At 66.1% G+C, this 25397-nt stretch carries 24 protein-coding genes; 7 read left to right on the plus strand and 17 right to left on the minus strand.

Annotated elements, in window-relative coordinates:
- Positions 1–31: 31 nt before the first annotated feature.
- The 8 genes from Q5701_RS05960 to Q5701_RS05995 all read right to left on the minus strand — a co-directional run bounded on the left by Q5701_RS05960 (position 32) and on the right by Q5701_RS05995 (position 9163).
- A complete protein-coding gene (locus tag Q5701_RS05960) occupies positions 32–973 on the minus strand; it encodes a substrate-binding domain-containing protein (RefSeq protein ID WP_306754334.1) in 942 nt (313 codons plus the stop codon).
- An 83-nt stretch (positions 974–1056) separates the two neighbouring features.
- On the minus strand, positions 1057–2076 hold the full coding sequence (locus Q5701_RS05965) for an ABC transporter permease (protein WP_306754335.1): 1020 nt from the start codon (positions 2074–2076) through the stop codon (positions 1057–1059).
- A 13-nt stretch (positions 2077–2089) separates the two neighbouring features.
- On the minus strand, positions 2090–3628 hold the full coding sequence (locus Q5701_RS05970) for a sugar ABC transporter ATP-binding protein (RefSeq protein WP_306754338.1): 1539 nt from the start codon (positions 3626–3628) through the stop codon (positions 2090–2092).
- A gap of 55 nt (positions 3629–3683) precedes the next feature.
- The gene (locus tag Q5701_RS05975; RefSeq protein ID WP_306754340.1) at positions 3684–4625 is read right to left on the minus strand and encodes a sugar ABC transporter substrate-binding protein; all 942 of its coding nucleotides are present in this window, start codon (positions 4623–4625) and stop codon (positions 3684–3686) included.
- 254 nt (positions 4626–4879) lie between these two features.
- On the minus strand, positions 4880–5908 hold the full coding sequence (locus Q5701_RS05980; protein WP_234854729.1) for a LacI family DNA-binding transcriptional regulator: 1029 nt from the start codon (positions 5906–5908) through the stop codon (positions 4880–4882).
- Between the two features lie 68 nt (positions 5909–5976).
- A complete protein-coding gene (locus Q5701_RS05985) occupies positions 5977–6975 on the minus strand; it encodes a Gfo/Idh/MocA family protein (RefSeq protein ID WP_306754342.1) in 999 nt (332 codons plus the stop codon).
- Positions 6972–8081: a Gfo/Idh/MocA family protein gene (locus Q5701_RS05990; RefSeq protein ID WP_306754343.1), complete on the minus strand. Its 1110-nt coding sequence runs from the start codon at positions 8079–8081 to the stop codon at positions 6972–6974. The genes Q5701_RS05985 and Q5701_RS05990 overlap by 4 nt, the downstream gene beginning before the upstream one ends.
- 71 nt (positions 8082–8152) lie before the next feature.
- Positions 8153–9163 (minus strand): LacI family DNA-binding transcriptional regulator, encoded by a 1011-nt coding sequence (locus Q5701_RS05995; RefSeq protein ID WP_306754345.1) that lies wholly within the window; start codon positions 9161–9163, stop codon positions 8153–8155.
- A gap of 107 nt (positions 9164–9270) precedes the next feature.
- Between Q5701_RS05995 and Q5701_RS06000 the strand changes: the two genes are divergently transcribed.
- Both Q5701_RS06000 and Q5701_RS06005 read left to right on the plus strand, forming a co-directional pair.
- Complete coding sequence (locus Q5701_RS06000; RefSeq protein WP_306754348.1) at positions 9271–10218, plus strand: TIM barrel protein; 948 nt, start codon at positions 9271–9273, stop codon at positions 10216–10218.
- A complete protein-coding gene (locus Q5701_RS06005) occupies positions 10215–11387 on the plus strand; it encodes a Gfo/Idh/MocA family protein (protein ID WP_306754349.1) in 1173 nt (390 codons plus the stop codon). Before Q5701_RS06000 ends, Q5701_RS06005 begins: the two co-directional genes overlap by 4 nt.
- A gap of 35 nt (positions 11388–11422) precedes the next feature.
- On the opposite strand, the gene Q5701_RS06010 is transcribed toward Q5701_RS06005, so the two are convergent.
- The 3 genes from Q5701_RS06010 to Q5701_RS06020 are packed head-to-tail and all read right to left on the minus strand — an operon-like array spanning position 11423 to position 13572.
- Complete coding sequence (locus Q5701_RS06010; RefSeq protein WP_306754351.1) at positions 11423–12469, minus strand: NAD(P)-dependent alcohol dehydrogenase; 1047 nt, start codon at positions 12467–12469, stop codon at positions 11423–11425.
- A 43-nt stretch (positions 12470–12512) separates the two neighbouring features.
- Positions 12513–13217 carry an alpha-amylase family glycosyl hydrolase gene (locus Q5701_RS06015; protein ID WP_306754353.1) on the minus strand — a complete coding sequence of 235 codons (705 nt, stop codon included), beginning with the start codon at positions 13215–13217 and terminating at the stop codon, positions 12513–12515.
- A 19-nt stretch (positions 13218–13236) separates the two neighbouring features.
- Entirely contained in the window at positions 13237–13572 is a 336-nt protein-coding gene (locus Q5701_RS06020) for an alpha-amylase family glycosyl hydrolase (protein ID WP_306754354.1), read from the minus strand.
- A gap of 110 nt (positions 13573–13682) precedes the next feature.
- Between Q5701_RS06020 and Q5701_RS06025 the strand changes: the two genes are divergently transcribed.
- The gene (locus Q5701_RS06025) at positions 13683–14633 is read left to right on the plus strand and encodes a TIGR03885 family FMN-dependent LLM class oxidoreductase (RefSeq protein ID WP_306754356.1); all 951 of its coding nucleotides are present in this window, start codon (positions 13683–13685) and stop codon (positions 14631–14633) included.
- A 21-nt stretch (positions 14634–14654) separates the two neighbouring features.
- Here the strand turns inward: Q5701_RS06025 and Q5701_RS06030 are convergent, their stop codons facing one another.
- On the minus strand, positions 14655–16313 hold the full coding sequence (locus tag Q5701_RS06030; protein ID WP_306755350.1) for an NAD+ synthase: 1659 nt from the start codon (positions 16311–16313) through the stop codon (positions 14655–14657).
- 125 nt (positions 16314–16438) lie between these two features.
- Here Q5701_RS06030 and Q5701_RS06035 point away from each other — a divergent pair, with 125 nt between their 5' ends.
- The 4 genes from Q5701_RS06035 to Q5701_RS06050 all read left to right on the plus strand — a co-directional run bounded on the left by Q5701_RS06035 (position 16439) and on the right by Q5701_RS06050 (position 20804).
- Positions 16439–17887 carry an MORN repeat-containing protein gene (locus tag Q5701_RS06035; RefSeq protein WP_306754357.1) on the plus strand — a complete coding sequence of 483 codons (1449 nt, stop codon included), beginning with the start codon at positions 16439–16441 and terminating at the stop codon, positions 17885–17887.
- A 104-nt stretch (positions 17888–17991) separates the two neighbouring features.
- Positions 17992–18669 carry a GntR family transcriptional regulator gene (locus tag Q5701_RS06040; protein ID WP_306754360.1) on the plus strand — a complete coding sequence of 226 codons (678 nt, stop codon included), beginning with the start codon at positions 17992–17994 and terminating at the stop codon, positions 18667–18669.
- Between the two features lie 12 nt (positions 18670–18681).
- Positions 18682–19893, plus strand: a complete 1212-nt coding sequence (gene uxuA, locus Q5701_RS06045) for a mannonate dehydratase (protein WP_306754362.1) — start codon at positions 18682–18684, stop codon at positions 19891–19893.
- Positions 19893–20804, plus strand: coding sequence for a sugar kinase (locus tag Q5701_RS06050; RefSeq protein ID WP_306754364.1), 912 nt, complete (start codon positions 19893–19895; stop codon positions 20802–20804). Before uxuA ends, Q5701_RS06050 begins: the two co-directional genes overlap by 1 nt.
- Before the next feature lie 61 nt (positions 20805–20865).
- Here the strand turns inward: Q5701_RS06050 and Q5701_RS06055 are convergent, their stop codons facing one another.
- From Q5701_RS06055 to Q5701_RS06075, 5 genes are read right to left on the minus strand one after another with little or no spacing between them, the layout of a single operon-like run.
- Positions 20866–22272 (minus strand): mannitol dehydrogenase family protein, encoded by a 1407-nt coding sequence (locus tag Q5701_RS06055; RefSeq protein WP_306754366.1) that lies wholly within the window; start codon positions 22270–22272, stop codon positions 20866–20868.
- Positions 22262–23002 carry a 2-dehydro-3-deoxy-D-gluconate 5-dehydrogenase KduD gene (gene kduD, locus Q5701_RS06060; protein WP_306754368.1) on the minus strand — a complete coding sequence of 247 codons (741 nt, stop codon included), beginning with the start codon at positions 23000–23002 and terminating at the stop codon, positions 22262–22264. The genes Q5701_RS06055 and kduD overlap by 11 nt, the downstream gene beginning before the upstream one ends.
- On the minus strand, positions 22999–23826 hold the full coding sequence (gene kduI / locus Q5701_RS06065) for a 5-dehydro-4-deoxy-D-glucuronate isomerase (protein WP_306754371.1): 828 nt from the start codon (positions 23824–23826) through the stop codon (positions 22999–23001). The genes kduD and kduI overlap by 4 nt, the downstream gene beginning before the upstream one ends.
- Before the next feature lie 11 nt (positions 23827–23837).
- Positions 23838–24119: a cupin domain-containing protein gene (locus tag Q5701_RS06070; RefSeq protein ID WP_306754372.1), complete on the minus strand. Its 282-nt coding sequence runs from the start codon at positions 24117–24119 to the stop codon at positions 23838–23840.
- The gene (locus Q5701_RS06075) at positions 24116–25396 is read right to left on the minus strand and encodes a TRAP transporter large permease (RefSeq protein ID WP_306754374.1); all 1281 of its coding nucleotides are present in this window, start codon (positions 25394–25396) and stop codon (positions 24116–24118) included. The genes Q5701_RS06070 and Q5701_RS06075 overlap by 4 nt, the downstream gene beginning before the upstream one ends.
- Between the last annotated feature and the right edge of the window lies 1 nt (position 25397).

The following is a 25397-nucleotide window of genomic DNA, read 5'->3' on the forward strand; positions in this document are numbered from 1 at the left end:
AGGAGGAGACGCCCCGCCCGGCAAAGGCCGGTTACTTCTGGTAATCGGCCATGTTCTGGGGGGTGACCGGCTCGAACGGGATCCAGTGTTCGGGTTCGATCTTCTCGCCCCCTGCTGCGGCGACGGCGGCGCGGACCGCCTGTTCGCCCTGGCCGGTGGCGTTCTGATAAACGGTCACGTCCATCTGCCCTGCCTCCATCGCAGCAAGCCCGTCGGCGGTGGCGTCGATGCCGGCAATGACGATGTCGCCCTTGCCGGTGGTCGCCGCTAGGGCCTGCGCCGCGCCAATCGCCATTTCGTCGTTGTTGGCGACGATGGCATCGAATTCCAGGCTCGCCGTCAGCCAGGACGTGACCAGATCCTGCGCCTGCACGCGGTTCCAGTTGGCGACCTGCTTTTCGATGATCTCGACAGGGCAGTCGGGCTGGGCAAAGGCTTCCTCGACCATCTGGGTGCGCACATGGGCGGCGTGGTTTTCCAGCGGGCCCATCAGGATCACGGCCTTGGCATCCTCGCGGCCCTTCAGCGCCTTGCAGACGGCCGCGGCTTCCAGGCGGCCCGCGTCGGTTTCCTGCGATCCGACATAGCCGGTGCCTTCGGGCATCCCGGTTTCCAGTTCCGCAGGCGGGTGGTTCACATAGATCAGCGGAATGCCCGCCCCCGTCGCCGTGGCGGTGATGGCCGCCGTGCTGTCGCCATCGACCGCGTTCACGATGATCGCATCGACGCCGTTGGCGACGAAGTTCTGGACCTGGTTCAGTTGCTTGGCCACGTCCAGTTGCGCATCCTCGACCGACAGGGTGACGCCTTCGGTGCGCTCGGCCTCGGCGCGGATGCCGTTCAGCAGGATCGTCAGGAAGGGGTTGTCGAATGATGTCATGGTGACGCCGATCCGGGTTTCGGCAAGCGCCGGGGCGGCAAGCGACAGGCAAAGGGCGGTGGTGACGGCAATCTTTCTGGGCAGTCTGGTCATGGGATGCATCCTGTCGTTTGGGGTGTGCAGGGGGAACCGGCCGGCGCCGGGGGCGGCCCGATGGCCGGGACGCGCGGGGTGTTTCAGCTGGTCTTGCGGCGCTTGCGCTGGCGGTGGACATCGGCCACCACGGCGGCCACGACGATCGCGCCCTTGATCATCTCCTGGTAGTAGGCATCCAGCCGCAGGAAGGTGAAGCCCGAGATGATGACACCGAAGATCACCATGCCGATGGCCGTGCCCAGGATGGATCCCCGCCCGCCGTTCAGCGACACGCCCCCGATCACCGCCATGGCGATGGCGTCCAGTTCATAGGCAAGGCCCATGCCCGCCTGCGCGGTCTGGCCGCGCGCCGCGACCACCATCCCGGCCAGCGCCGCCAGCATCGCGGCGATGACATAGACCTTGACCAGGTGGCGTTCCACGTCGATGCCCGACACGCGCGCGGCCTGGGCATTGGCGCCGATGGCATAGGTGAACTTGCCGTAGCGGGTGTATTTCATCGCGACATGGAAGATCGCCGCGACGATGATGAAGATCACCACCGGCATCATGCCCGACCCGATCCAGGCAAAGCCCTCGGTCGGGAAGCTGACCGGCTGGCCCTTGGTGTACCACTTGGCAAAGCCACGCACCGTGACCATGGTGCCCAGCGTGGCGATGAAGGGCGGGATCTTGGTATAGGCGATCAGCCAGCCGTTGATCAGGCCCACGACGGCCCCGCAACCAAGCCCGATCAGCAGCGGCACGATCATCGGCAGGTCGGTTAGCGCCGGATAAACCGCGCGGGCATAGGTGGACACCTGGGCAAAGGACATCGCCACCATGGCGACCGCCCCCACCACGGACCCCGACGACAGGTCGATCCCGCCCGAGATGATGACCTGCGTCACCCCCACGGCGATGATGCCGATCACGGACACCTGCAGGATCATGATCTTGAGCCGGTTCCAGGAAAACAGGAACGATTGTCCCTGGAAGATCCAGCCCAGGATCTCGAAGACCAGGGCGATGCCGATCAGGACCAGCAGGATGTTGACCTCGGTCGGCAGGCGGCGCTGCGTGCGGGGCGCGGCGCGGGCGGTGATGTCTTGGCTGCTCATGCGAATGGTTCCCTTACTTCGCCGCAAGCGACATGATCTTGACCTGATCCGCATCGGCGCGGTCCAAGAAGCCGGACACATGGCCTTCGTGCATGACCATGATGCGGTCGGACATGCCCAGCACCTCGGGCAGTTCCGAGGAGATCATCAGCACGGCCACGCCCTGGGCTGCCAGTTCCGTGATCAGGCGGTGGATTTCGGATTTCGCGCCCACGTCGATGCCGCGGGTCGGTTCGTCCAGGATCAGGATCCGGGGTTTCGTCAGAAGCCAGCGGGCGATCAGCAGCTTCTGCTGGTTGCCGCCCGACAGGTTTTCCACCGTTTCCTGAAGGTTCGGGGTCTTGACGCGCAGGGTGCGGGCCATGTCCTCGGCCAGGCGGTTCACTTCGCGCTGCTGGACGAAGCCGTTCTTGACATGGCTGCGGGTGATCAGCGCGGACTGGATGTTTTCCAGGCAGTCCAGCGTCAGGAAGCAGCCGGTTTCCTTGCGATCCTCGGTCAGGAAGGCCATGCCATGGGCCATGGCCTGCGCGGGCGTGGCGATGGTCACGGGCTTGCCGTCGATCAGGATTTCGCCGGACTCGGCCGGATGGACGCCGAACAGCGCCTCGGCCACGTTGGACCGCTTGGATCCGACCAGACCCGCCAGGCCCAGGATCTCGCCCCGGCGCAGGGTGAATGACACGTCGTGGAAGACGCCGGGCAGCGTCAGGTTGCGAACCTCGAGGATCGTGTCGCCGATGGGGCAATCGACCTTGGGGAACATGTTGGTGATCTCTCGGCCCACCATCATGCGGATGATGTCGTCGCGCGTCACGTCGGATGCGTTGTGGGTGCCGACATACTTGCCGTCGCGGAAGACGGTGAATTCGTCGGCGATCTCGAACAGTTCGTTCATCTTGTGGGTGATGTAGACGATGCCGATGCCGCGTTCGCGCAGATCGCGGATGATGGCGAACAGGTGGTCCACCTCGCGTTCGGTCAACGCGGATGTCGGTTCGTCCATGATCAGCACGTCGGAATTGTGGCTGACCGCCTTGGCGATCTCGACCATCTGCTTTTGCGCAACGGTCAGGTCGCTGACCTGCGCGCGGGGGTCCAGCCCGATGTTGAGCCGCGCGAACAGATCGGCCGTCATGCGGGTCATTTCGGCATGGTCGATCAGGCCGAAGCGGTTCTTCGGTTCGCGCCGGATCCAGATGTTTTCCGCCACCGTCATCCAGTTCATCAGCGCCAGTTCCTGGTGGATCATCGAGATCCCCTGTTCCAGCGCATCCAGCGGCGATTTCAGCGCGACCACCTGTCCCCGCAGACGGATCTCGCCCGCGTCGGGCTGATAGACGCCGGCGATGATCTTCATCAGCGTGGACTTGCCCGCACCGTTTTCCCCCATCAGGGCATGGACGGTGCCGGGCCGGATGCGCAACTGCACGTCGTCCAGCGCAAGAACGCCCGGGAATTCCTTGCGGATGCCGCTGATCGACAAGACACCCTCGCGCTGGGTTGCCGCGTGAACGCGGTCGATGGCGGCTGCGGTTCTTGGGCTGACCATCCTCTGTCCTCCGGTTGGGGAAGGGCGCCGGGCGCGGACCGCCCGGCGTCAAGGCTCAGTTCCGGGCCTGGTATTCGGCCAGGTTCGCGGGCGTCACCAGTTCGAAGGGCACATAGACCTTGTTCTCGACCTCTTCCCCGCGCGCCAGCTTCAGGGCCGCATCCACCGCACCCTCGCCCTGGCCCGCCGCGTTCTGGAACACGGTCACGTCCAGGTCGCCCGCCTCCATCGCGGCAAGCGCGTCCTGCGTCGCATCAACACCACCGACGATCACGTCATCCATCGACACGCCCGCCGATTTCATGGCCTGGATCGCGCCGATGGCCATTTCGTCGTTGTTGGAAATCACCGCGTCGAATTCCAGCCCCGAGGTGATCCAGTTCGTCATCAGGTCGGCGGCTTGCGTGCGCGACCAGTTCGCGGTCTGCTCCTCGACGATCTGGATGAAGCTGCATTCGGGCGTGGCGATCACGTCCTTGATGTCCTGGGTGCGCATCCGCGCGGCCTGGTTCGACAACTCGCCCATCAGGACGACGGCCTTGGCCTCGGTCTTGCCGGCCTCTTTCAGAAGGCGGCAGATTTCCTGGGTTTCCAGGGTGCCGGATTCCTTTTCGTCGGATGCCACGAAGGCCTGGTTTTCCGGCAGGTCATCGACGTTCACAGGCTCGCGGTTCACATAGACCAGCGGAATCCCGGCGTCGGCCGCGGCCTGGGACATGGCGACGGTGGCATCTGTATCGACAGGGTTCACGATGATCGCGTCCACGCCCAAGGCCACGAAGTTCTGGATCTGGTTCAGCTGCTTGCCCACGTCGTTCTGCGCGTCTTCGATCTGCAGGGTCACGCCGTCCCGGCTGGCGGCGTGGTCCCCCATCCCGTTGCGCAGGACAGTCAGGAAATTGTCGTCGAACAGGGCCATGGACACCCCGATGTTCTCGGCCTGGGCAGCCGTTCCCAGCAGCCCGCAGATCGCGGTCGCCGTCAGCAGTCGCTTCATGGTCTTCCTCCACTGATGGTGCGCTTGGGCACCTTGTTCGTTGCTTCGTGCCAGACGACGGGCCGCAAGGGACCAGCCCTGCGGGTGCAGGGTTGCGCGGCTTTGGGTCTTTGGCAGGCGGCGACGATTCTCCTCAGGTCGTCGCAGGGGAAAGATCACGGAATGGCGTGCGTGGGTCAATCATGCTGTGGCGGCGAAACCCATCATTCGTGATGGAAAATGACGGGTGCAATGATGGCTTTACATCACGCGCCTTACAGGCTTTCCGGTGTCCAGATCTGGAAGGGCAGGAACCGCTGCCCCGGATTATCGGTCAGCCCGTGGTCGCGCGCCTGGATCATCAGGGCGAGGGTTTCCTCGCAGACCTGGCGCAGGGGGGTGCTGATGACGACGGACAGGGTGCGGTCCTGCAAGGCCTCGCGCGAATCCGGCGTCAGTTCATTGACGATCAGCACCACGTCGCCCGGCTTTCGCGACTCGCGCAGCGCGGCGATGGCGCCTTCCATCCCGCCGCCCGCGCAATAGATGCCGACGATGTCATTGTGCCGTTCCAGAAGTTCGGTCACCGCCTCATGGGTCAGTTGCCTTGTTTCCAGGTTGACCTGGGGGTTCAGCAGTTCGAAATCCGGGGCGTATTCCCGGAAATAGCTGCGAAATCCGGTTTCGCGCAGTTCGTGGCCGTGAAACCGGTGCCCGCCGATGAAGACCGCGACCTTGCCGGGCTTGGGCGCGATCCTGGAAATCAGCCAGCCCGCCGAACGGCCGACCTTGATGTTGTTGGTGCCGACATAGCTTTCGCGCACCCCTTGGGCAAAATCCGACAGCAGGGAAAAGGTGGGGATGCCGCGTGCCCGCAAATCGCTGACCGCCGCCGTGACCTTGTGGTGATCCAGCCCCGTGGCTGCCACCGCATCGACCTTGCCGGCCAGTGACGCCAGCAATTGTTCCAGTTCCCCCGGCAGGGTCGATTGCGCGAACCGCACCGTCACCCGCACCCGGTGCGAGGTGATCTGCGCCGCCTGGTCCTGAAATTCGCGCGCGAAGTCCTGATAAAACGGATGCCGTTCCTTTTGCAGGATCAGTGCGACGTGCAGTTCGGGAAGTTCCGCCATCAGCCGCGCCCGGATCGCATTGGCGCCGTGATAGCCGATGCGCTGCGCGGCGTCCTGCACGCGGCGCGCGGTTTCCTCGCGCACCTTCAGGCGGCCGTTCAGAACCCGGTCGGCCGTGGCAAGGCTGACGCCCGCCTCGCGCGCAAGGTCGGCAATGGTCGGGCGGCGCATCGGCTGTCTTTCCGGCTGGTGATGGGATCCGTCAGGGTCTTGACGGTTTCACATCATCGCCCCGCCCGTCAAGGCTGCCAGCCGCCCCGCAGATCGACCGGCTGGCCCGTCGCGATCGAGGCGATCGCGGCCTCGGCCAGACGCTGCGCCTCGTATCCGTCGCGGATCCCCGCCAGCGGTGCAGGGCCGCCCTGCAGCCATGCGGCAAAGGCTTGCATCTCGGCGCGATAGGCGGCCTCGAACCGGGAAATGAAGTAATCCATCGGTGGCGCGGTCATCTGGCCCGATGGCCCGGCAATGCGGACATCCGTCTGCGGGCGGTTGTCGATGAACAGGACCTCGGCCGCGCAATGCGCCTCGAGCCGCTGATCATAGCCAAGGGGGCCGCGGCGGTTGTTGGTCATCGTGACCATGCGCCCGGATTCGGTCAGCATCGTCACCGCCAGCGTGTCGATATCGCCCGCCTCGCCAATGGCGGGATCGATCTGGCAATTGCCGACGGCATAGACGGTCGCGATCTCCTCGCCGCACATGAACCGCGCCTGGTCGAAATCGTGGATCGCCTGGTCCCGCAGCATCCCGCCCGAACGGCGGACATAGACGATAGGCGGCGGGCCGGGGTCGCGGGTGTGCATCACCAGCTGTTCCAGCCGCCCCGACTGGCCCGATGCGATGCGGTCCCGCACGGCGCGGAAGTTCGGATCGTAACGGCGCTGAAAGCCCAGCATGCAGCGGATGCCCGAGGCCTCGACGGCCGCGGTCACGCGCGCGACCGTCGGCCAGTCGAGCGAGATCGGCTTTTCGCAGAACACCGCCAGCCCGCGTTCGGCCGCCGCCAGCAGCAATTCCGCATGGCTGTCGGTGGACGAACAGATGACGATGCCGTCCAGGTCGTCGGACAGCGCGTCATGGGCATCCGACCGCCGTGCCCCGATCCGGGCGGCAAGTGCGTCGCAGTCGGCGACCGGATCGACAAGATGGACGACCTCGACACCGGGAATGGCGGTGGCGTTCATCGCATGGACGGCGCCGATGCGGCCCGCCCCGAAAACGGCAAGGCGCGTCATGCCCAGGCCGCCGATTCGATTGTGTTGACGTGGATCCAGCCGCCCGTGTCGCAGGATGCCAGCACCGCATCGACCACGGCGGCGGTATGGACGGCGGCGGCAAAGTCCGGCCAGGCCGGGGTGCCTTGCACGATGGCGCGGATGAATTCGGCCATTTCGACCACGATCATGTCGTTATAGCCGAAGCCATGGCCCGCGCCGATGCAGAAGCGGCCATAATCGCCATGACCCGGCGCGGCCAAGATCGTGCGGAACCCTTGCCGCCCCTTGCGGTCGCGGGCGTCATAGAATTGCAGTTCCGCCATCCGTTCCTGATCGAACCGCACCGTGCCTTTGGTGCCCACGACCTCGTAGGTCAGGCCCATCTTGCGTCCCGCATGGATGCGGCTGGCCGTGATGCTGCCCGGCACGCCGGATGCAAAGCGCATCAGGAACTGGGCCTGGTCGTCGTTTTCGACGGCGGCCATCCCGTCCCCCGCCGGGCGCTGCGCGTAGACCGTCTGGCGCATGCCCACCACCTCGGCCACTGGACCGACAAGGAAATGCGCCAGGTTGATCGCATGGCTGGCGATGTCGCCAAGCGCACCGGCCCGCCCGACATTGACCGCGACCTGCCGCCAGTCATGGGGCAGCGTCGGGTCCAGCAGGTAATCCTCGACATGGGTGGCGCCGAAATGGATGACCTCGCCGATCTCTCCAGTCTCGATGATCTCTCGGGCAAGCTGGGTCGCGGGATTCTTGATATAATTGAAGCCGGTCATGGTGACGCGACCGCTGGCCTGCGCGACCCTGGCCATCTGCGCGGCTTCGCGCGCGGTGCGGCCCAGGGGCTTTTCGCAGATCACGTGCTTGCCCGCCTGCAGGGCCGCCACGGCCATGTCCGCGTGCAGGAAGGTGGGCGAGGCGATGGCGACCGCCTGCACGTCTTCCGCCGCCAGCAGATCGCGCCAGTCGCCTGTGCCGCGTTCAAAGCCGAATTCCGTCGCGATGACGCGCCTGATTGCGCGATCCGGCATCTCGTATACGGTCGAAACCTGCGACAGCGCGATGGCATAGGCCTTGCCCATGTACCCCGCGCCGATGACCCCAAAGCCGATGTCAGCCATGTTTCCTCCATCCTTGGCGCCACGCTAGTCACGGCGGGGCAGGGGACAAGCGCGGGGTTGAGGGAAAACCCTCAGACGCTTTCGGGCATGAGGATCCGGATCTCGGTCGCGATGGAACAGGCCTCGCCCTCAAGCCGGCCGATCAGCCGGGCCATGGTTTCCACGGCCAGCCGGGCCTCCAGCACGGGGTTCTGGTCGATGATCGCCTGCACTTTGCGGGCCTTCAGCATCAGGCGGCGTTCGGGGGTCTGTTCATGGGTGACGATGGCGAGGGGGCGGGTCTGTCGAATGGGCGCCAGCGCCGCGACCAGTTCCGAACAGCCGGTGGTGCACAGATAGATGCCGCACAGGTCGGGGTTCGTGCGTGCCGCGCGCAGCGCCATGGCGGCTGCGGTCCCCTTGTCCTCGTGCGTTTCCAGGATATCGGCGACGCGCAGGGCGGGATGGCGTTCTGCCAAGACGTCCGTGAAGCCGCCGCTGCGCGCGCCATGGCCGGGCATGTCGAAGCGGCCGATCAGCACGAGCGTTTCACCCCCGCCATGTCCGACCAGATATCCCATCAGGTCGCCCGCGACGCGGCCCGATTGGCGGTCGTCGGGACCGACAAAGGCCGCGCGGTCACGGGCGGGCACGTCGTCGGCCAGGGTCACGACCGGGATGCGCGGGGGCAGCGCCTCGATCGCCGCGACGATCTGGGCGGCGGCGGGAACGGTCAGGATCATCCCGTCCGCCCATGCGGCGGCACGGGCGATCTGGGCGGCGATGCGGTCAGGCTGCGCGGGGTCGATCCGCTCGATCTGGAACAGCAGGTTCAGGTCGCGATGAATGGCGCGGGCCTGTTCGATGCCCTGGCGCAACTGGGCATGGAACGGATTGGACGGCGGCTGAATCAGCACCGCGATGCGCTTGGCAGCCGTGGGCGTGACCCGCAGACTGCGGTCCAAGCCCAGGCGGCGGGCGGCCGACAGGATTGCCGCCTCCTTGTCTGCGGACACCCCGCCGCGGCGGTTCACCACCCGGTCCACGGTGGCCAGCGATACCCCTGACGCCTGCGCCACGTCTTCCAGCGTCACTTTTCCCATGGTTCTTCCCTTTTCCGCAGGACGATGAGCGATTGAGGGGATCCCCTCAAGGCCGATCTTCGTCCTGCGTCACTTGCCGGTTAATCCTGCCTGGACTGGAGGAAGCCATGACCATCACCATCACGACAGCGCCCTGTTGCTGGGGCGTGGACGATGTCTCGAACCCGAACCTGCCCGACTGGCGTCTGGTGCTGAAGGAGGCTGCCGCGGCAGGTTACGGCGGGCTGGAACTGGGGCCATACGGATACATGCCGCTGGACGCACCGATGGTATCGGATGCCTTGCGCCAGCATGGGCTGTATGTCGTGGCGGGCACCATCTTCGACAACCTCGTGGATCCCGCGAACCGCGAGGCGCTGGAACGTCAGGCGCACCAAATCTGTGCGGTGATCACGGCGCTTCCAAAACCGCCCACGGCGCCGGGCCAGCGGTTCGCCGCACCCTATCTGACGGTGATGGACTGGGGGCACGATGCGCGCGATTACACCGCGGGCCATTCGGACCACGCGATGCGGCTGCACGACGCCGCCTGGGCGGGTATGATCGCCAATATCCGCGCCATCGCCCGGATCGCGCGGGACGAATACGGCGTCCGCGCCGTGATTCACCCCCATGCGGGCGGCCATGTCGAATTCGCGGACGAGATCGCGCGGGTCTGTGCCGACATCCCCGCCACCGAGGCGGGGCTGTGCCTGGACACCGGCCACACCGCCTATGCCGGGATGGATCCCGTGGCGATGCTGGACCGGTACTGGGACCGGCTGGACTACATTCACTTCAAGGATATCGATGCCACGAAATTCGCGGATGTGATGACCCGCCGCATCCGCTTTTTCGACGCCTGCGCTGAAGGCGTGATGTGTCCCATCGGCGACGGCTGCATCGACTATCCCGCGATCCGGTCGCTGCTGGAACGGCGCGGCTATGCCGGTTTCATCACCGTCGAGCAGGAACGCGATCCCCGCAATGCCGGGGGATCGCTGGCCGATGTCGCAAAATCCCGCCGCTATCTGGAAACCATAGGCTTTGCCCCCACCAAGGAGACGACCCGATGATCGATGGCACCCGCCTGACGAAGAATGCAATCCGCTGGGGCATGGTCGGCGGCGGCAGGGGCAGCCAGATCGGCTATGTCCACCGGTCGGCCGCGATGCGCGACGGCTATTTCGATCTGGTGGCCGGGGCCTTCGACCTGGATCCCGGCCGGGGTCGGGCCTTCGGGGCCGACCTGGGGCTGGATCCGGATCGCTGCTATCCCGATTACCAGGCGATGTTCGCGGCCGAAGCCGCCCGCCCCGACGGCATCCGCTGCGTGACCATCGCCACGCCGAACAACACCCATTACCCGATCACCAAGGCGGCATTGCTGGCGGGCATCCATGTCATCTGCGAAAAGCCCCTGACCTTCACCACGGCCGAGGCGTTGGACCTGCAGGCCATCGCCGCCGAACGCGGTCTGGTCGTGGGCGTCACCTATGGCTATTCCGGCCACCAGATGATCGAGGAGGCGGCGCGTCTGGTCGCGGATGGCACCCTAGGCAAGATCCGCATCGTCAACCTGCAATTCGCCCACGGCTTTCACAGCGCACCGGTGGAACAGGACAGCCCCGCCACCCGCTGGCGCGTCGATCCGGCCTTTGCCGGTCCCAGCTATGTCCTGGGGGATCTGGCCACCCATCCGCTGTATATCGCGCAGGTGATCTGCCCCGACCTGCGGATCCGGCGGCTGCTGTGTTCGCGGCAAAGCTTTGTCGCCTCGCGCGCGCCGCTGGAGGATAACGCGACGGTTCTGATGGAATATGACGGGGGCGCGGTGGGGACGCTGTGGACATCGGCCGTGAATGCCGGGGCGATGCACAGCCAGAAGGTGCGGATCACCGGATCCAAGGGATCGGTCGAGTGGTGGGACGAACACCCCAACCAGTTGCGGCTGGAAATCCAGGGTGAACCCGCGCGCCTTCTGGACCGGGGAATGCCTTATCTGCACCCGCAGGCGCTGGGCGATGACCGCATCGGCGCGGGCCATCCCGAAGGGCTGTTCGAGGCATGGGCCAACCTGCATTCGCGCTTTGCCCAAGCCATCGAGGCGCATGAGGAGGGCGATCCGTCCCGCGTGGCCCATCTGCGCTATCCCGGGGTCGCGGCGGGGGTCGAAGGGGTCCGCTGGGTGGAACATTGCGTCCGGTCCGCGGATGCGGGCGGCGTCTGGGTGGATTATGCCTGACAGCCGGGGTTGTCCCCGGCTGCCAGGGCCGTGGTTCACGCCATCGTGGCGATGTCCATGACAAAGCGGTATTTCACGTCGCCCTTCAGCATCCGTTCGTAAGCCTGTTCGATTTCATCGGCGCGGATCATCTCGATATCGGCGGTGATGCCGTGCTGGGCGCAGAAATCCAGCATTTCCTGGGTTTCCGGGATGCCGCCGATCAGGGAGCCGGCAAGGCTGCGACGGCGCATGATCAGGTTGAAGACATTGGGCGAGGGATGGGGCGTCGCGGGTGCGCCCACCAGCGTCATGGTGCCGTCGCGCTTCAGCAACGCCAGGAACGCGTCCAGGTCATGGGGCGCGGCGACCGTGTTCAGGATGAAATCGAAGCTTTGCGCATGGGCCGCCATCTCCTCGGCATTCCTGGACACGATCACTTCGTCCGCGCCCAAGGCCTTGGCGGCCTCGCGCTTGTCGGGCGAGGTGGTGAAGGCCACTACATGGGCGCCCATCGCGTGCGCCAGCTTCACGCCCATATGGCCCAAGCCCCCGATGCCGACGATGCCGACCTTCTTGCCCGGACCCGCGCCCCAGTGACGCAGCGGCGAATAGGTGGTGATGCCCGCGCACAGCAGCGGGGCCACGGCGGCCAGCTGATCCTCAGGGTGGGTGATGCGCAGGACGAAGCGTTCATGGACGACGATCGCCTGGGAATAGCCGCCCAGCGTATGGCCCGGCGCGTCGGCGGTCGGGCCGTTATAGGTGCCGACCATGCCGTCGCAGTAATTCTCCAGCCCTTCGGCGCAGTCGGGGCAACCCTGGCAGCTGTCCACGATGCAGCCGACGCCGACCAGATCGCCCGGCTTGTGGCTGGTGACATGGGCGCCGACCTTGGTCACGCGGCCCACGATCTCGTGGCCCGGAACGCAGGGATACAACGTGCCTGCCCATTCGCTGCGCACCTGGTGCAGGTCGGAATGGCAGATGCCGCAAAAGACGATCTGGATCGCCACGTCATGGGCACCCACGTCGCGGCGGGTGATCTCCATCGGGCCAAGGGGCTGGTCGGCGGCATGGGTTCCAACGGCATGAACGGTCATGACAATATCCTTTCGGGGATTTTGCGAAGGGGATGACAGTGCCTTATCGCGGCCATTTGGACCAGCGAAAATCATAAGCGGGCAGGGTGACTTTCAGATGCCCGTCATCCGTGGACAGCGGATCGCCCAGAAGAACCGCGCCCCCGCCCCGACACGATGCCCCCAGATCCAGATCCAGAGGCGCGGGCTTGGCCGACAGGTTGTGGATCACGACAAGGTCATGGTCGGCGGCGGCATATCGCAGGGCGATCACGCTGTCCGGCGCATCGCCGATGGGGCGGCATTCGCGACGGCCGATACCGGGATGGGCCAGGCGGATCGCAGCCAGGCGCGCGACCAAGTTCAGCAGCGATCCATCATCCGCCCATTGGTCTTCGGCATTCACGGCGTTGGGACCGAAATCGCCCGTCATCAGGGCTTGGGCCAATTGCGCCTTGGGGGCGGTGGAAAAGCCGCCGTTGCGGCCCTTGGTCCATTGCATCGGGCTGCGCACGGCGTTGCGGCCCTTTTGCGACAGATCCTCGGCCATCCCGATCTCGTCGCCATAGCAGATCAGGGGGGCGCCAGGCATGGCGAACAGCAGGCTGAAGGCCAGGCGCAGCCGCGGGCCGTCGTCCCCCAGCATCGGCGCCAGGCGGCGGCGCAGGCCGCGCCCGAAGATGCGCATGGCGTCGTCCGGGCCAAGGGCATCCATGGTGTCGCGGAAGGCGTCCGGGTCCAGCCGTTCCAGGTTGGCCTCGTCGGGCATCGTGGCGGGCCGACAGGAACTACGGATGCCGGTCCGAGGTGTGCTGCGCCACCAAATCCAGGATCACGCGGATGCCGCGGGCCCCGGCGCCGGTCACAAAGGCCAGGAAGTCGTCGAAGGTGCCGTATCGCGGATTGACCTGCAGGTAATCGGTGATGTCATAGCCGTTGTCGCGGTTGGTCGAGGGATGGAAGGGCAGCAGCCAGATGCAGGTCACGCCCAACCGGGCGAGGTGGTCCAGCTTGTCCGTCAGCCCCGTGAAATCGCCGATCCCGTCGCCGTTGCCGTCGCAAAAGCGTTCCACGTCCACGCCATAGATGACCGTGTTCTTCCACCACTCGCCCGTCTCGGCCATGCCCGTCCCTTTTCGTGCCACAGCGCAAGCTGCCAGATGCGGGAATTGTTCCGCGCGGGAACTTCCTGCCGGGTCAGGGGCTTGCGCAGGGACGAATGACGGGATCTGCCATGACGCGCATCGGATACCACGCTTCTCACGAACAGTTCGACCCGCGCACCTTGCGCGACCTTGCGGTCCGGGCCGAGGCGGCGGGCTTTGCCGCGATCAAGTGTTCCGACCACATCCAGCCCTGGAGCGCGCGTCAGGGCCAGTCCGGCCATGCCTGGGTCTGGCTGGGGGCGGCGATGGCGGCAACCACGATTCCCTTCGGTAACATTTCCGCGCCGGGATACCGCTATCACCCGGCCGTGATGGCCCAGGCGGTGGCGACGCTGGGGCAGATGTTCCCGGGCCGGTTCTGGGTGGCCCTGGGCACGGGCGAGGCGCTGAACGAGGCGATGACGGGCATGGCCTGGCCCGACAAGCCCGAACGCAATGCCCGCCTGCGGGAATGCTTTGACGTGATGCACGCCCTGCTGCGGGGCGAAACCATGACTCATCGCGGCCGCATCACCGTTGTCGAGGGGCGGTTGTGGTCGTTGCCCGATACGCCGCCGCCCTTGTTCGGCGCCGCCGCGACACCCGAGACGGCGCGTTACCTGGGCGGCTGGGCCGAAGGGCTGCTGACCCTGGGCGGCGACCCCGACAAGGTGGCCAAGGTGATCGCCGCGTTCCGCGACGGCGGCGGAGAGGGCAAGCCCGTCCATATCCAGCACACCATGTCCTGGGCCGAAACGCCCGATCAGGCCATGGCCAACGCTCTGGACCAGTGGGCGCCGGTCGCGATCGGAGGCGAGATCAACTGGGACATCCGCCGCCCGTCCGATTTCGACCTTCTGGGGCAGTTCGTCGGCCCCGACCAGATCGGACGGTCGGTGCGCGTCTCGGCCGATCCGGGGCTGCACCGCGCCGACCTGCAGGCGCTTTCCGGCCTGGGCGCGGATACGGTCTTTCTTCATAATGTCGGGCGCAACCAGGAAGCCTTTATCGACATGGCCGCGCGCGAATTGCTGGGGTGACGCCTGCCCCGGGACGCGGCCCTACAGCTTGTCCCGCCAGCGGTTCACCAAGGGATAACGGCGGTCCAGCCAGAAGGCGCGGGTCGAAATCCTCGGTCCCGGCGCGGCCTGATACCGCTTCCATTCGCTGCCATACAGCAGACGTTCCACGTTGCGCACCGTATCCGCGTCAAAGCCCTGATCGACCAGATCGGCCAGCGACAGATCCTTTTCGACAAGCCCTTCCAGGATCGCGTCCAGGATTTCATAGGGGGGCAGCGAATCCTGGTCCACCTGGTCGGGACGCAGTTCCGCCGACGGGGGCTTGGTGATGATCCGGGGCGGGATCACCTCGCCCGCCGGTCCCATCATCCAGTCGCGGTGATTGGCGTTGCGCCAGCGGCAGGTCTGGAACACGCGGGTCTTGTACAGATCCTTGATCGGATTGTATCCTCCCGCCATGTCGCCATAGATCGTTGCGTATCCCACGCCCACCTCGGACTTGTTGCCGGTGGTCAGCAGCATTCCCCCGAACTTGTTGGAAATGGCCATCAGCATCACCCCGCGCAGGCGGGACTGGATGTTTTCCTCGGTGATGTCGGGCTGCGTGCCTTCCATCAGATGGGCCAGGGCGTCGGACACCGCGTCGCGCGCGCCGTCGATGCGGACCGTGTCCAACCGGGTTCCAAGACGGGCCGCGCAATCGGCCGCGTCGTCCAGGCTGGTCTGGGACGTGTATTCGCTGGGCAGCATCACGCAATGGACGTTTTCCGGCCCGACGGCGTCGGCGGCGATGGTCGCCACAAGCGCGGAATCGATCCCCCCGGACAGGCCCAGCACCACCTTGGAAAAGCCCGACTTGCGCATGTATTCGCGCAGGCCCAGCATCATCGCCATGTAATCCTGTTCCCATTCGTCGGGCTGGGGGGCCATTTCGCCCGGTTCGGCCCGCCAGCCGTCGCCCGTCAGTGTGAAATCGACATGGGCCAGCATCTCCTGGAAGGGGGGAAGCTGCACGACCTTGTGGCCGCCGGGATTCAGCACGAAGCTTGCGCCGTCATACAACTGGTCGTCCTGTCCGCCGACCATGTTGACGTAAACCAAGGGCAGCCCGGTTTCCACGACGCGGGCGACCATATGGCCCATGCGCAGGTCCAGCTTGTTCCTGTGATAGGGCGAACCGTTGGGCACCACCAGGATCTCGGCCCCCGTCTCGGCCAGGGTTTCCGCCACGTCGGGGGCCCAGCCGTCCTCGCAGATGGGCGATCCGATGCGCGCGCCCGCCACCGGATAAGGACCGCTGATCGGTCCGCTGTCGAACAGGCGCAACTCGTCGAACAACTGCTTGTGGGGCAGGCGGTGCTTCAGCACGCGGGCCACCAGCTCGCCGTCCTTGAAGACCCAATAGGCGTTGTAGAGCATGTCGCGGTCAGCCCAGGGTCCGCCGATGCCGATGGCGGGACCGCCGGTGCAGGCCGCGCCCAGGGTCCGGATCGCGTCCTCGGCCTGACGGGTGAAGGCGGGCTTCAGCACCAGATCCTGGGTCTGGTATCCGGTGATGAACATCTCGGGCAGGGCCAGCATATCGGCCCCTGCCTCCTTCGCGGCGGCCCAGGCCTCGCGGGCCTTGGCGGCGTTGCCCGGCAGGTCGCCCACGGTGGGGTTCAGCTGGCCGATGGTCAGGCGGAAACGGTTCGTCATGGTGCTTTGCCCCTGGTCCTTGTGGGAATCGTGATAGGCGATGGTGCGCATAAGGAAAAGTCGGGCTTTGCGCCGGGGGTTCCGCTGCGCTAGACCATGGGCAAAAGACAAAGGGCATTGTGGCGATGAAGGCGGCAAGTTGGGCGGCGGTCGTGGCGCTGTTGGCGGGGTCTGCGGCAGCGGACGCGCAGGTCGTCACCAAGCAATACGACGACGGCGGCGTTTATGAAGGCACCTTCCGCAACGGCCGCCAGCACGGCCAGGGCAGCTATCAGTTGCCCAACGGCTATCGCTATGAAGGCGACTGGGTCGAGGGCGAGATCCTGGGCCAGGGCCGTGCCACCTTTCCCAACGGCTCGGTTTATGAAGGCCAGTTCGCCGAAGGCAAGCCCAACGGCACGGGCACCATCACCTATGCCGATGGCGGCACCTATCAGGGCGACTGGGTCGCCGGAGAGATCACCGGCAAGGGCGAGGCGCGCTATGCCAACGGGTCGGTCTATGTCGGTGATTTCGTCAAGGGCCTGCACCAGGGCCGCGGCGTGCTGACCCAGTCCAACGGCTATCGCTATGAAGGCGACTGGAACGCGGGCGTCAAGGAAGGCCAGGGCCGGATCACCTATCCCGACGGCGCGGTCTATGAAGGCGGGATGCTGGCCGGCCAGCGCGCGGGCAAGGGCCGGCTGACCATGGCCGACGGGCTGGTGTATGACGGCATCTGGTCGGCCGGGCAGATGTCTGGCACCGGCGTCCTGGTCCAGGGATCGGGCGACCGCTACGAGGGCCAGATGCTGAACGGCAGGCGGGAAGGCCAGGGGGTTGCCACCTATGCCAATGGCGATGTTTATGACGGCGCCTTCAAATCCGACCGCCGCCACGGGCAGGGCACCTTTACCGGCATCGACGGCTATGTTTATGCCGGCCAGTGGGTGGAAGGCCGGATGGAGGGGCAGGGCCGGATCACCTATCCCGATGGCTCGATCTACCAGGGCCAGATGAAGGCCGACCGCCCCGATGGCCGGGGCAAGATCACCTATCCCGACGGCGCGACCTATGAAGGCCAGTGGTCCCAAGGCGTGATCGAGGGCGAGGGCAAGGCCACCTATGCCAATGGCATGGTCTATGAGGGCGGTTTCAGGAACGCCCGCAACCATGGCCAGGGGCGCATGACCTATCCCGACGGCTATGTTTACACCGGCGCCTGGGCAGACGGCCAGCGCCACGGCGAAGGCCAGGCCACCTATGCCGACGGCACGGTCTATACCGGCGGCTTCGTCAACGGGTTGCGTGAAGGCCCGGGCAAGCTGACCACGCCCGACGGCTTTGTCTATGAGGGCGGCTGGAAGGCCGGGGAAATCGACGGCCAGGGCGTCGCGACCTATGCCAGCGGAGACCGCTATGAAGGATATTTCGTGGCAGGCAAGCGCCAGGGCCAGGGCGTGATGCGCTATGCCAGCGGAGAGGTGGCGTCGGGCGAATGGAACCAGAACCGGCTGGTGGAAAGCGGGCCGGCACCTGCCACCGAGGCGACCGAAACCCCGGCAATGCCTTCTGAAGCTCCTACGACCCCGTAGGGGTTCAATTCGCTTGCGTTGCAAGGGGACCTGCAGGGCAACCCTGCCAGTTAACGCCTTTACTTGTATGGAAGTATGGCATAATAATGCCCCAGGAGGCTTCCATGGACATCGCCCGGATCACCATCGCTCCCAGCACCTCGGCCCAGGTCCATGACTGGCTGCGCAAGCGTGTCCAGCAGGGGGATCTGCCCCCCGGGATGCGCATCAGCGAAACCGAGGTCGCGGCCGCCATCGGCCTTAGCCGCCAGCCTGTCCGCGAGGCCTTTATCCGCCTGGCAAGCGAAGGCCTGGCCGAGGTCCGGCCACAGCGCGGCACTTATATCAGCAAGATCTCGGTCGCGTCGGTCCTGTCCGCCCGCTTCATCCGCGAAGCGGTCGAGGCCGATCTGGCCCGCGCCGTGGCCAAGGCCCGGCCCGCCGACATCCTAGACCGCATGGCGGACGAGATCGCCCGCCAGCACCGCGCCGACCAGACCGCATCGGTCGAGGATTTCATCGAATCCGACGACCGCTTCCACCGCCTGCTGGCCCTGGCTGCGGGGCAAGAGGCCCTCTGGGCCGACCTTGACCGGCTCAAGGCGCAGATGAACCGGCTGCGGCATTTGTCGATGCGCGTCTTCGACCGGGGTTTTACCATCGGCCAGCACCAGCAAATCCTGGATGCGCTGCGACAGGGCGACCCGGATGCGGCGGAAACCGCCATGCGGCTCCATCTGCGCCAGATGCTGACCGAGGTGCCGCAGATGGCCGCGGCCCAGCCCGACTATTTCACCGACTGAAAGGAATCCCGGATGCGACAAACCTGGCGCTGGTTCGGCCCGAACGACCGCGTGTCCATCGACGACATGATGCAGGCAGGGGTGCAAGGCGTCGTCACGGCGCTGCACCATGTTCCCACGGGCGAGGTCTGGTCGCCCGAACAGATCGCGCTGCGCCAGGCCCAGTTGGCCGCGATGCGCGACGGCAGCCCGTCCGGCCTTGCGTGGGAGGTGGTGGAAAGCCTGCCCGTCAGCGAGGCGATCAAGACCCAGACCGGCGATTGGCGGGGCCATGTGCAGAACTGGACCCAATCCATGCGGAACCTGCACGCGGCGGGGATCCGGGTGATCTGCTATAACTTCATGCCGGTGCTGGACTGGACGCGGACCGACCTGGAATGGCGCCGCCCGAATGGCGCCCGCTGCATGAGGTTCGACCTGACCGACTTTGCAGCCTTCGACATCCATATCCTGGAACGTCCCGGCGCGGCCGAGGACTTCCCCGAGGACATCCGCGATGCCGCCGCCCGCCGCTTTGCCGATATGGACGACGCGGCCCGCCAGCAGCTTGCCGGGAACGTGGTCTTTGGCCTGCCCGGCGCGGCCGAGCATCTGACCATGGGCGATGTGCGCGACCTGCTGCAAACCTATGCCCCGGTGACCGACGCGGTGCTGCGCCGCAACTTCAACGACTTCCTGGAACAGGTGGCCCCTGTCGCGCAGGAACTGGGGATGCGGCTGTGCTGCCACCCGGACGATCCGCCCTTTGCGCTGCTGGGCCTGCCCCGCGTCATGTCCACCGAGGCCGATTACGCCGAACGCATGGCGGCGGTGGATCTGCCTGCGAACGGCATCACGCTGTGTTCCGGATCCCTGGGCGCGCGGCATGACAACGACCTGCCCGGCATGATGCGCCGCCTGGGCGACCGGGTGCATTTCCTGCACCTGCGCAATGTCCGCCGCGATACCGACACCATCCCCGCCAGCTTCTTCGAGGATGAGCACCTGACCGGCCAGACCGACATGGTGGACCTGATCGACGCGGTGCTGGCCGAGGAAGCCCGCAGGCGGGCAGCGGGTCGCGAGGACTGGCGCATTCCCATGCGCCCCGACCACGGCCAGGACATCCTGGACGACATCGGGCGCGGCGGCCAGCCGGGCTATCCGGCCATCGGGCGGTTGAAGGGTCTGGCGGAACTGCGCGGCGTGGAACTGGCCTTGTCGCGCAACCACCGGGCCGCGTGATGCGCATCCTGTCCATTGGCGAGGCGATGGTCGAACTGGGCCAGTCGGACCAGCCCGGCCTGTGGCGGCTGGGCATCGCCGGCGATACGCTGAACACCGCCTGGTATCTGCGCCGGTTGCTGGGCGCCGGCTGGCAGGTCGATTACCTGTCGCGCGTGGGTGCGGGCGCGTTTTCACAGCAGATGCTGGATTTCCTGGCGGCCGAGGGGATCGGCACGGATCATGTCGGGCGCGACCCCGACCGGGAAATCGGACTTTATGCGATCAGCCTGGCGGATGGCGAACGCAGCTTCGCCTATTGGCGCGACACATCGGCGGCCAAGCGGCTGGCGGATGATCCGGCAGCCCTGGACGCGGCGCTTGACGGCGCGGATGTCGCCTATTTCTCGGGAATCACCGTGGCGATCCTGCCGCCGGAAGGCCGCGCGAACCTGCTGGCGTCGCTTGTGCGCGCAAGGTCGGCGGGGACACGGGTGGTTTTCGACCCGAACCTGCGTCCGCGCCTGTGGGCCGACGCCGACACGATGCGGCAGGGGATCAGCGAGGCGGCAGCGGGCGCCGATCTGGTCCTGCCCTCCTTCGACGACGAGGCCAGCCATTTCGGCGATGCCGACCCGCAGGCAACCGTCGCGCGCTATCTGGCGCTTGGGGCGGGGCAGGTGGTGGTCAAGAACGGCGGCGGGCCGATCAGCTTTGGCGGGGCCGGGGGATCGGGCACCATCGACGATCTGCTGCCCGAAACGCCCGTGGACAGCACGGCGGCGGGCGACAGCTTCAATGCGGGCTATCTGGCGGCCAGCCTGTCGGGTGCGGATTGCGCGGGCGCCATTGCGGCGGGCCACGACCTCAGCCGCAAGGTGATCCGCCATCGCGGCGCCTTGGTACGGCAGGCCGTGGCGGAACCGGCCTAGAACAACAACGGCGAAGGCTTTCGCCTTCGCCGGTCCTTGCTGTCGGCAAAAAGCAGTATCGTCAGGCCGAAACCCGATCTGCCGCCGTGGCCCGCGCACCGTCGCGCACCAGCCTCGACAGCGCCGCCGACAGATCGGCCGCAAAGCCCGCATCGTCGCGCAACGCGGGGGGAAAGACCTCGGCCAAACCAAGGAACCCGACCACCGTCTGCGCGGGATCGTCGCGCCACAGCGCGGCAAGGCGCGTGGACAGCGGATCCTTGACCTCGATCGCCTGGCCCTTTTCATCGCGGCCCGAAATATAGCGCATCCAGGCGGCCACCGCCAAGGTCAGGCCCGGCACGGCGCGGCCCGCAGCCCGGCTTTCCCCGATTGTGCCCAGGATGCGCTGCGGCAGCTTCTGGCTGCCGTCCATGGCGATCTGCCATGTCCGGTGCCGGATCGCGGGGTTGGCATAGCGCGCAGCCAGCGCATCGGCATAGGCGGCCAGATCCTCGCCCGGCGGGGGTGTCAGGGCCGGAATGATCTCATCATGCCAAAGCCTACGCACGAAATCGGCAAAGACCGGATCGGCCATCGTGTCGGCAATGGTTTCATGCCCCGCCAGATAGCCCAGATAGGCGAGGCTGGAATGCGTGCCGTTCAGCATCCGCAGCTTCATATGCTCGTAAGGCGTGACATCGGCGACCATCTGCGCGCCAACGGTTTCGAACGCCGGACGGGGGCCGCAGAACCGGTCCTCGATCACCCATTGGCGGAAAGGCTCGTGCATCACCGGCGCTTCGTCGCGGTATCCGCTCGCAGCCTCCAGCCGGTCCAGGTCCGTGGGGGTCGTGGCGGGGACGATGCGGTCAACCATCGTGGAGGGGAAGGCGCCATGCGCCTCGATCCAGTCCGCAAGCGCGGGGTCGATCAGGCGGGCCAGATCCCCCACCACGCCCCGCACGACCCGGCCGTTTTCCGGCAGGTTGTCGCAGCACAGCACCGTGAAGGGCGGCAGGCCCGCGGCCCGGCGCAGGGCCAGGGCGCGCACAAGGAAGCCGGGCGCGGACTTGGGCAGCGGGTTTGCCAAGTCATGCCGGATGTCGGGGTGGTCGCGGTTCAGGCGGCCGGTCGAAGGTTCGTGGCAATAGCCCTTTTCCGTCACCGTCAGGCTGACGATATGCGTGTCGGGCGCGGCCATGACGTCCAGGACGGCCTGAGGATCCTCGGGCGCGACCAGCACGTCGCGCAGCACCGCGACCACCTGCGGCTTTTTGCCATCGGGCGCCAGTTCAAGCGCGGTATAGGCCCAGCCTTGCGGGCGCAGCTTGTCGCGGGTGCCGGGCGATTGCAGCGACACGCCGGTGATGCCCCAGCCCCCGGCCTCGGCCACATAGACCGCACCGTGGGCACGGAAAAAGGCGCCAAGGCCCAGGTGGACGATGCCCCCCGCCGTGGTGGGTTCGCTGTAAAGCCTATCGTGCAAGCCAGCCTCCGTCGACGTTCAGGACCGCGCCGTTGATGTAATCGGACGCGGGCGCGGACAAGAACACGGCGGTCTGGCCGATATCCTCGGCACGGCCCCAGCGGCCTGCGGGGATGCGGTCCAGGATCGCGCGGTTGCGGTCGGGATCGGCGCGCAGCGCGGTCGTGTTGTTCGTCTCGATATAGCCCGGCGCGATGGCATTGACGTTGAGACCCCTTGCGGCCCATTCGTTCGCCATCAGCTTGGTCAGGCCCGCCACGCCGTGCTTGCTGGCGGTATAGGACGGCACCCGGATGCCGCCCTGGAAGGACAGCAGGCTGGCGATGTTGACGATCTTGCCCCGCCCGCGCGGCAGGGCGGCGCGCGCGAAGGCCTGGCAGGTGAAGAACAGCGCCTTGAGATTCGTGTCCATCACCTCGTCCCAGTCGGCTTCGCTGAAATCCACCGCATCGGCGCGGCGGATGATGCCGGCGTTGTTGACCAGGATGTCGATGCGTTCCCCGGCAAAGACATCGCGCGCGGCCATCGGATCGCTGAAATCCAGCCGCAGCCCGCGCCCCGCCTTTTCAGAAACCTGGCCCATCAGCGCCAGCGTTTCGTCGCAGTCGCGGCGGCCTGCGGCGATCACCTCGGCCCCGGCCTGTGCCATGGCGACCGCGATCGCCTGCCCGATGCCCGTATTGGCGCCGGTGACAAGCGCCACCTGGCCGTCCAGCGAAAAGGCGTTCACCGCAGATCACCCGGCTGGACGAAGTCCATGTCGGTGTAATCCACGTTGTCGCCCGCCATGGCCCAGATGAAGGTATAGCCGCCGATGCCCGCGCCCGAATGGATCGACCAGGATGGCGAGATCACCGCCTGTTCATTGGCCACGAACAGGTGCCGGGTTTCCTGCGGCTCTCCCATCAGGTGCAGCACGCGCGATTCAGGCGCCATGCCGTGATACAGGTATGCCTCCATCCGGCGGTCATGGACATGGGACGGGATGGTGTTCCAGACCGAGCCGTCTTCCAGCGTGGTATAGCCCAGCACAAGCTGGCAGCTTTCCATGACCAGCGGGTGGATGAACTGGCGGATGGTGCGCTTGTTCGAGGTCTCGACCGCGCCGGTCTTCATCTCCTTGGCCTCATCGACCGTGATCAGGCGGCAGGGCAGTTGCCGATGCGCGGGACAGGAGGTGATGTAGAACCGCCCCTTGCCGCTGAAGGTGACGGCGCCGGATCCCATCCCGAGATACAACACGTCGCCGTTCTTCAAGTCCCATGTCTGGCCCGCCGCCGTGACGGACCCGGCCTCGCCGATATTGACGATGCCCATCTCGCGGCGTTCTAGGAATGTGGCGGTTTTGGTTTCCGCGATCTGGTCCAATGTAAGGTCGGCGCCGTCCGGGACCGCGCCACCCACGACAAAGCGGTCGTAATGGGTATAGACCAGCCGGATTTCCGCCGTTGCAAACAGCCCCTCGGCCAGGAAATGCTGGCGCAGGTCCGCCGTGTCCATGCGCTTGGCATGGTCGGGGTGGATCGCGTGGCGGGTTTCGACATGGATGGTCATGGTATGGCCTTTCACAGAAAATCGTCGCGGCGGGGGGTGAAGCTGTCGATCAGCAGGCCCCCTTCCAGGCAGGTGCAGCCATGCACCGCGTTCGAGGGGATCACGAAAGCATCGCCCGGCCCGACCTCGAACTCGTGGGCATCGACCGAAAAGCGATAGCGGCCTGATTGAACATAGGTCGATTGAACATGGTGATGGGAATGCAGCGCCCCCTGGTCTCCCGCCTCGAAGGCAAAGCGGACAACCATCAGGTCGGGGGAATGGGCCAGGACGGTGCGGACAGGGTCGCTCATTTGAACACCCCCGGCAGCCACAGCGACAGGGCGGGGATGTATGTGACCATCAGCAGAACGATCAAGCCCGCGGCATAGAAGGGCCAGACGCTGCGCATCGCCTCCCAGATGGAAATCCGGGCCACGGCGGCGGCGACGAACTGGACCGGGCCAAGCGGCGGAGTGTTCAGCCCGATGCCCAGGTTCAGGATCATGATGACGCCGAAATGCACGGGATCGACACCAAAGGCGGCCACCACCGGCAGGAAGATCGGCGTGGTGATGATGATCAGCGGCGACATGTCCATGAAGGTGCCCAGCACCAGCAGCACGATATTGATCATCAGCAGGATCACCAGCGGGTTGTCGGACACCGACTGCATCCAGTCCAGCGATATCTGCGCCACGTGCAGATAGGCCATCAGCCAGCCAAAGGCGCCCGCCATGCCGATGATCAGCAGAACCATCGCCGTGGTGCGCACCGCCTGCTGGGTGGCATGGACAAAGTCCATCCAGGACATGCTGCGATAAACCAGCATCGTCACCAGCAGCGCATAGATCACTGCGATGCACGAGCTTTCAGTGGCGGTAAAGACGCCCGACCGCACGCCGCCGAAGATGATGGCGATCAGCAGCATCCCGGGCAGCGACTGCACCAGATAATATCCGACGCGGGCAAAGCCGGGGAACGGCTCGGTCGGATAGCCGCGCTTGCGGGCCACCAGATAGGCGGTCACGGACAGCGCACCCGCCAGCAGCAGGCCGGGGATGATGCCCGCCGTGAACAGGTCGGCAATCGAAATCCGCCCCCCGCCCGAGATCGAATAGATGATCATGTTGTGGCTGGGCGGAAGAAGCAGCGCGATCAGCGCCGCCATCGAGGTCACGTTGACGGCGTAATCCGCGCCATAGCCGCGCGCCTTCATCTGCGGGATCATGATGCCGCCGACCGCCGCGGCCTCGGCCACCGCCGAACCCGAGATGCCGCCGAACAGGGTGGACGCGGCGATGTTGACTTGGCCCAGCCCGCCCCGGACATGGCCGATCAGCGATCCGGCGAATGCCACGATGCGCGCGGCGATGCCGCCCCGCACCATCAGGTCGCCCGCGAAGATGAAGAACGGGATGGCCATCAGCGTGAAGACCGAAATCCCCGCGGAAAGCCGCTGGAACACGACCACCGGCGGCAGGTCCAGATACAGGATCGTCGCAAGGCTGGAAATGCCCAGGCAAAAGGCGATCGGCGTGCCGATCAGCATCAAAAGCGTAAAGACGCCGAACAGGATCAGGTATTCCATC

Origin of the sequence: Paracoccus actinidiae (assembly GCF_030863885.1) — a bacterium.
GTDB classification, from domain to species: domain Bacteria; phylum Pseudomonadota; class Alphaproteobacteria; order Rhodobacterales; family Rhodobacteraceae; genus Paracoccus; species Paracoccus everestensis.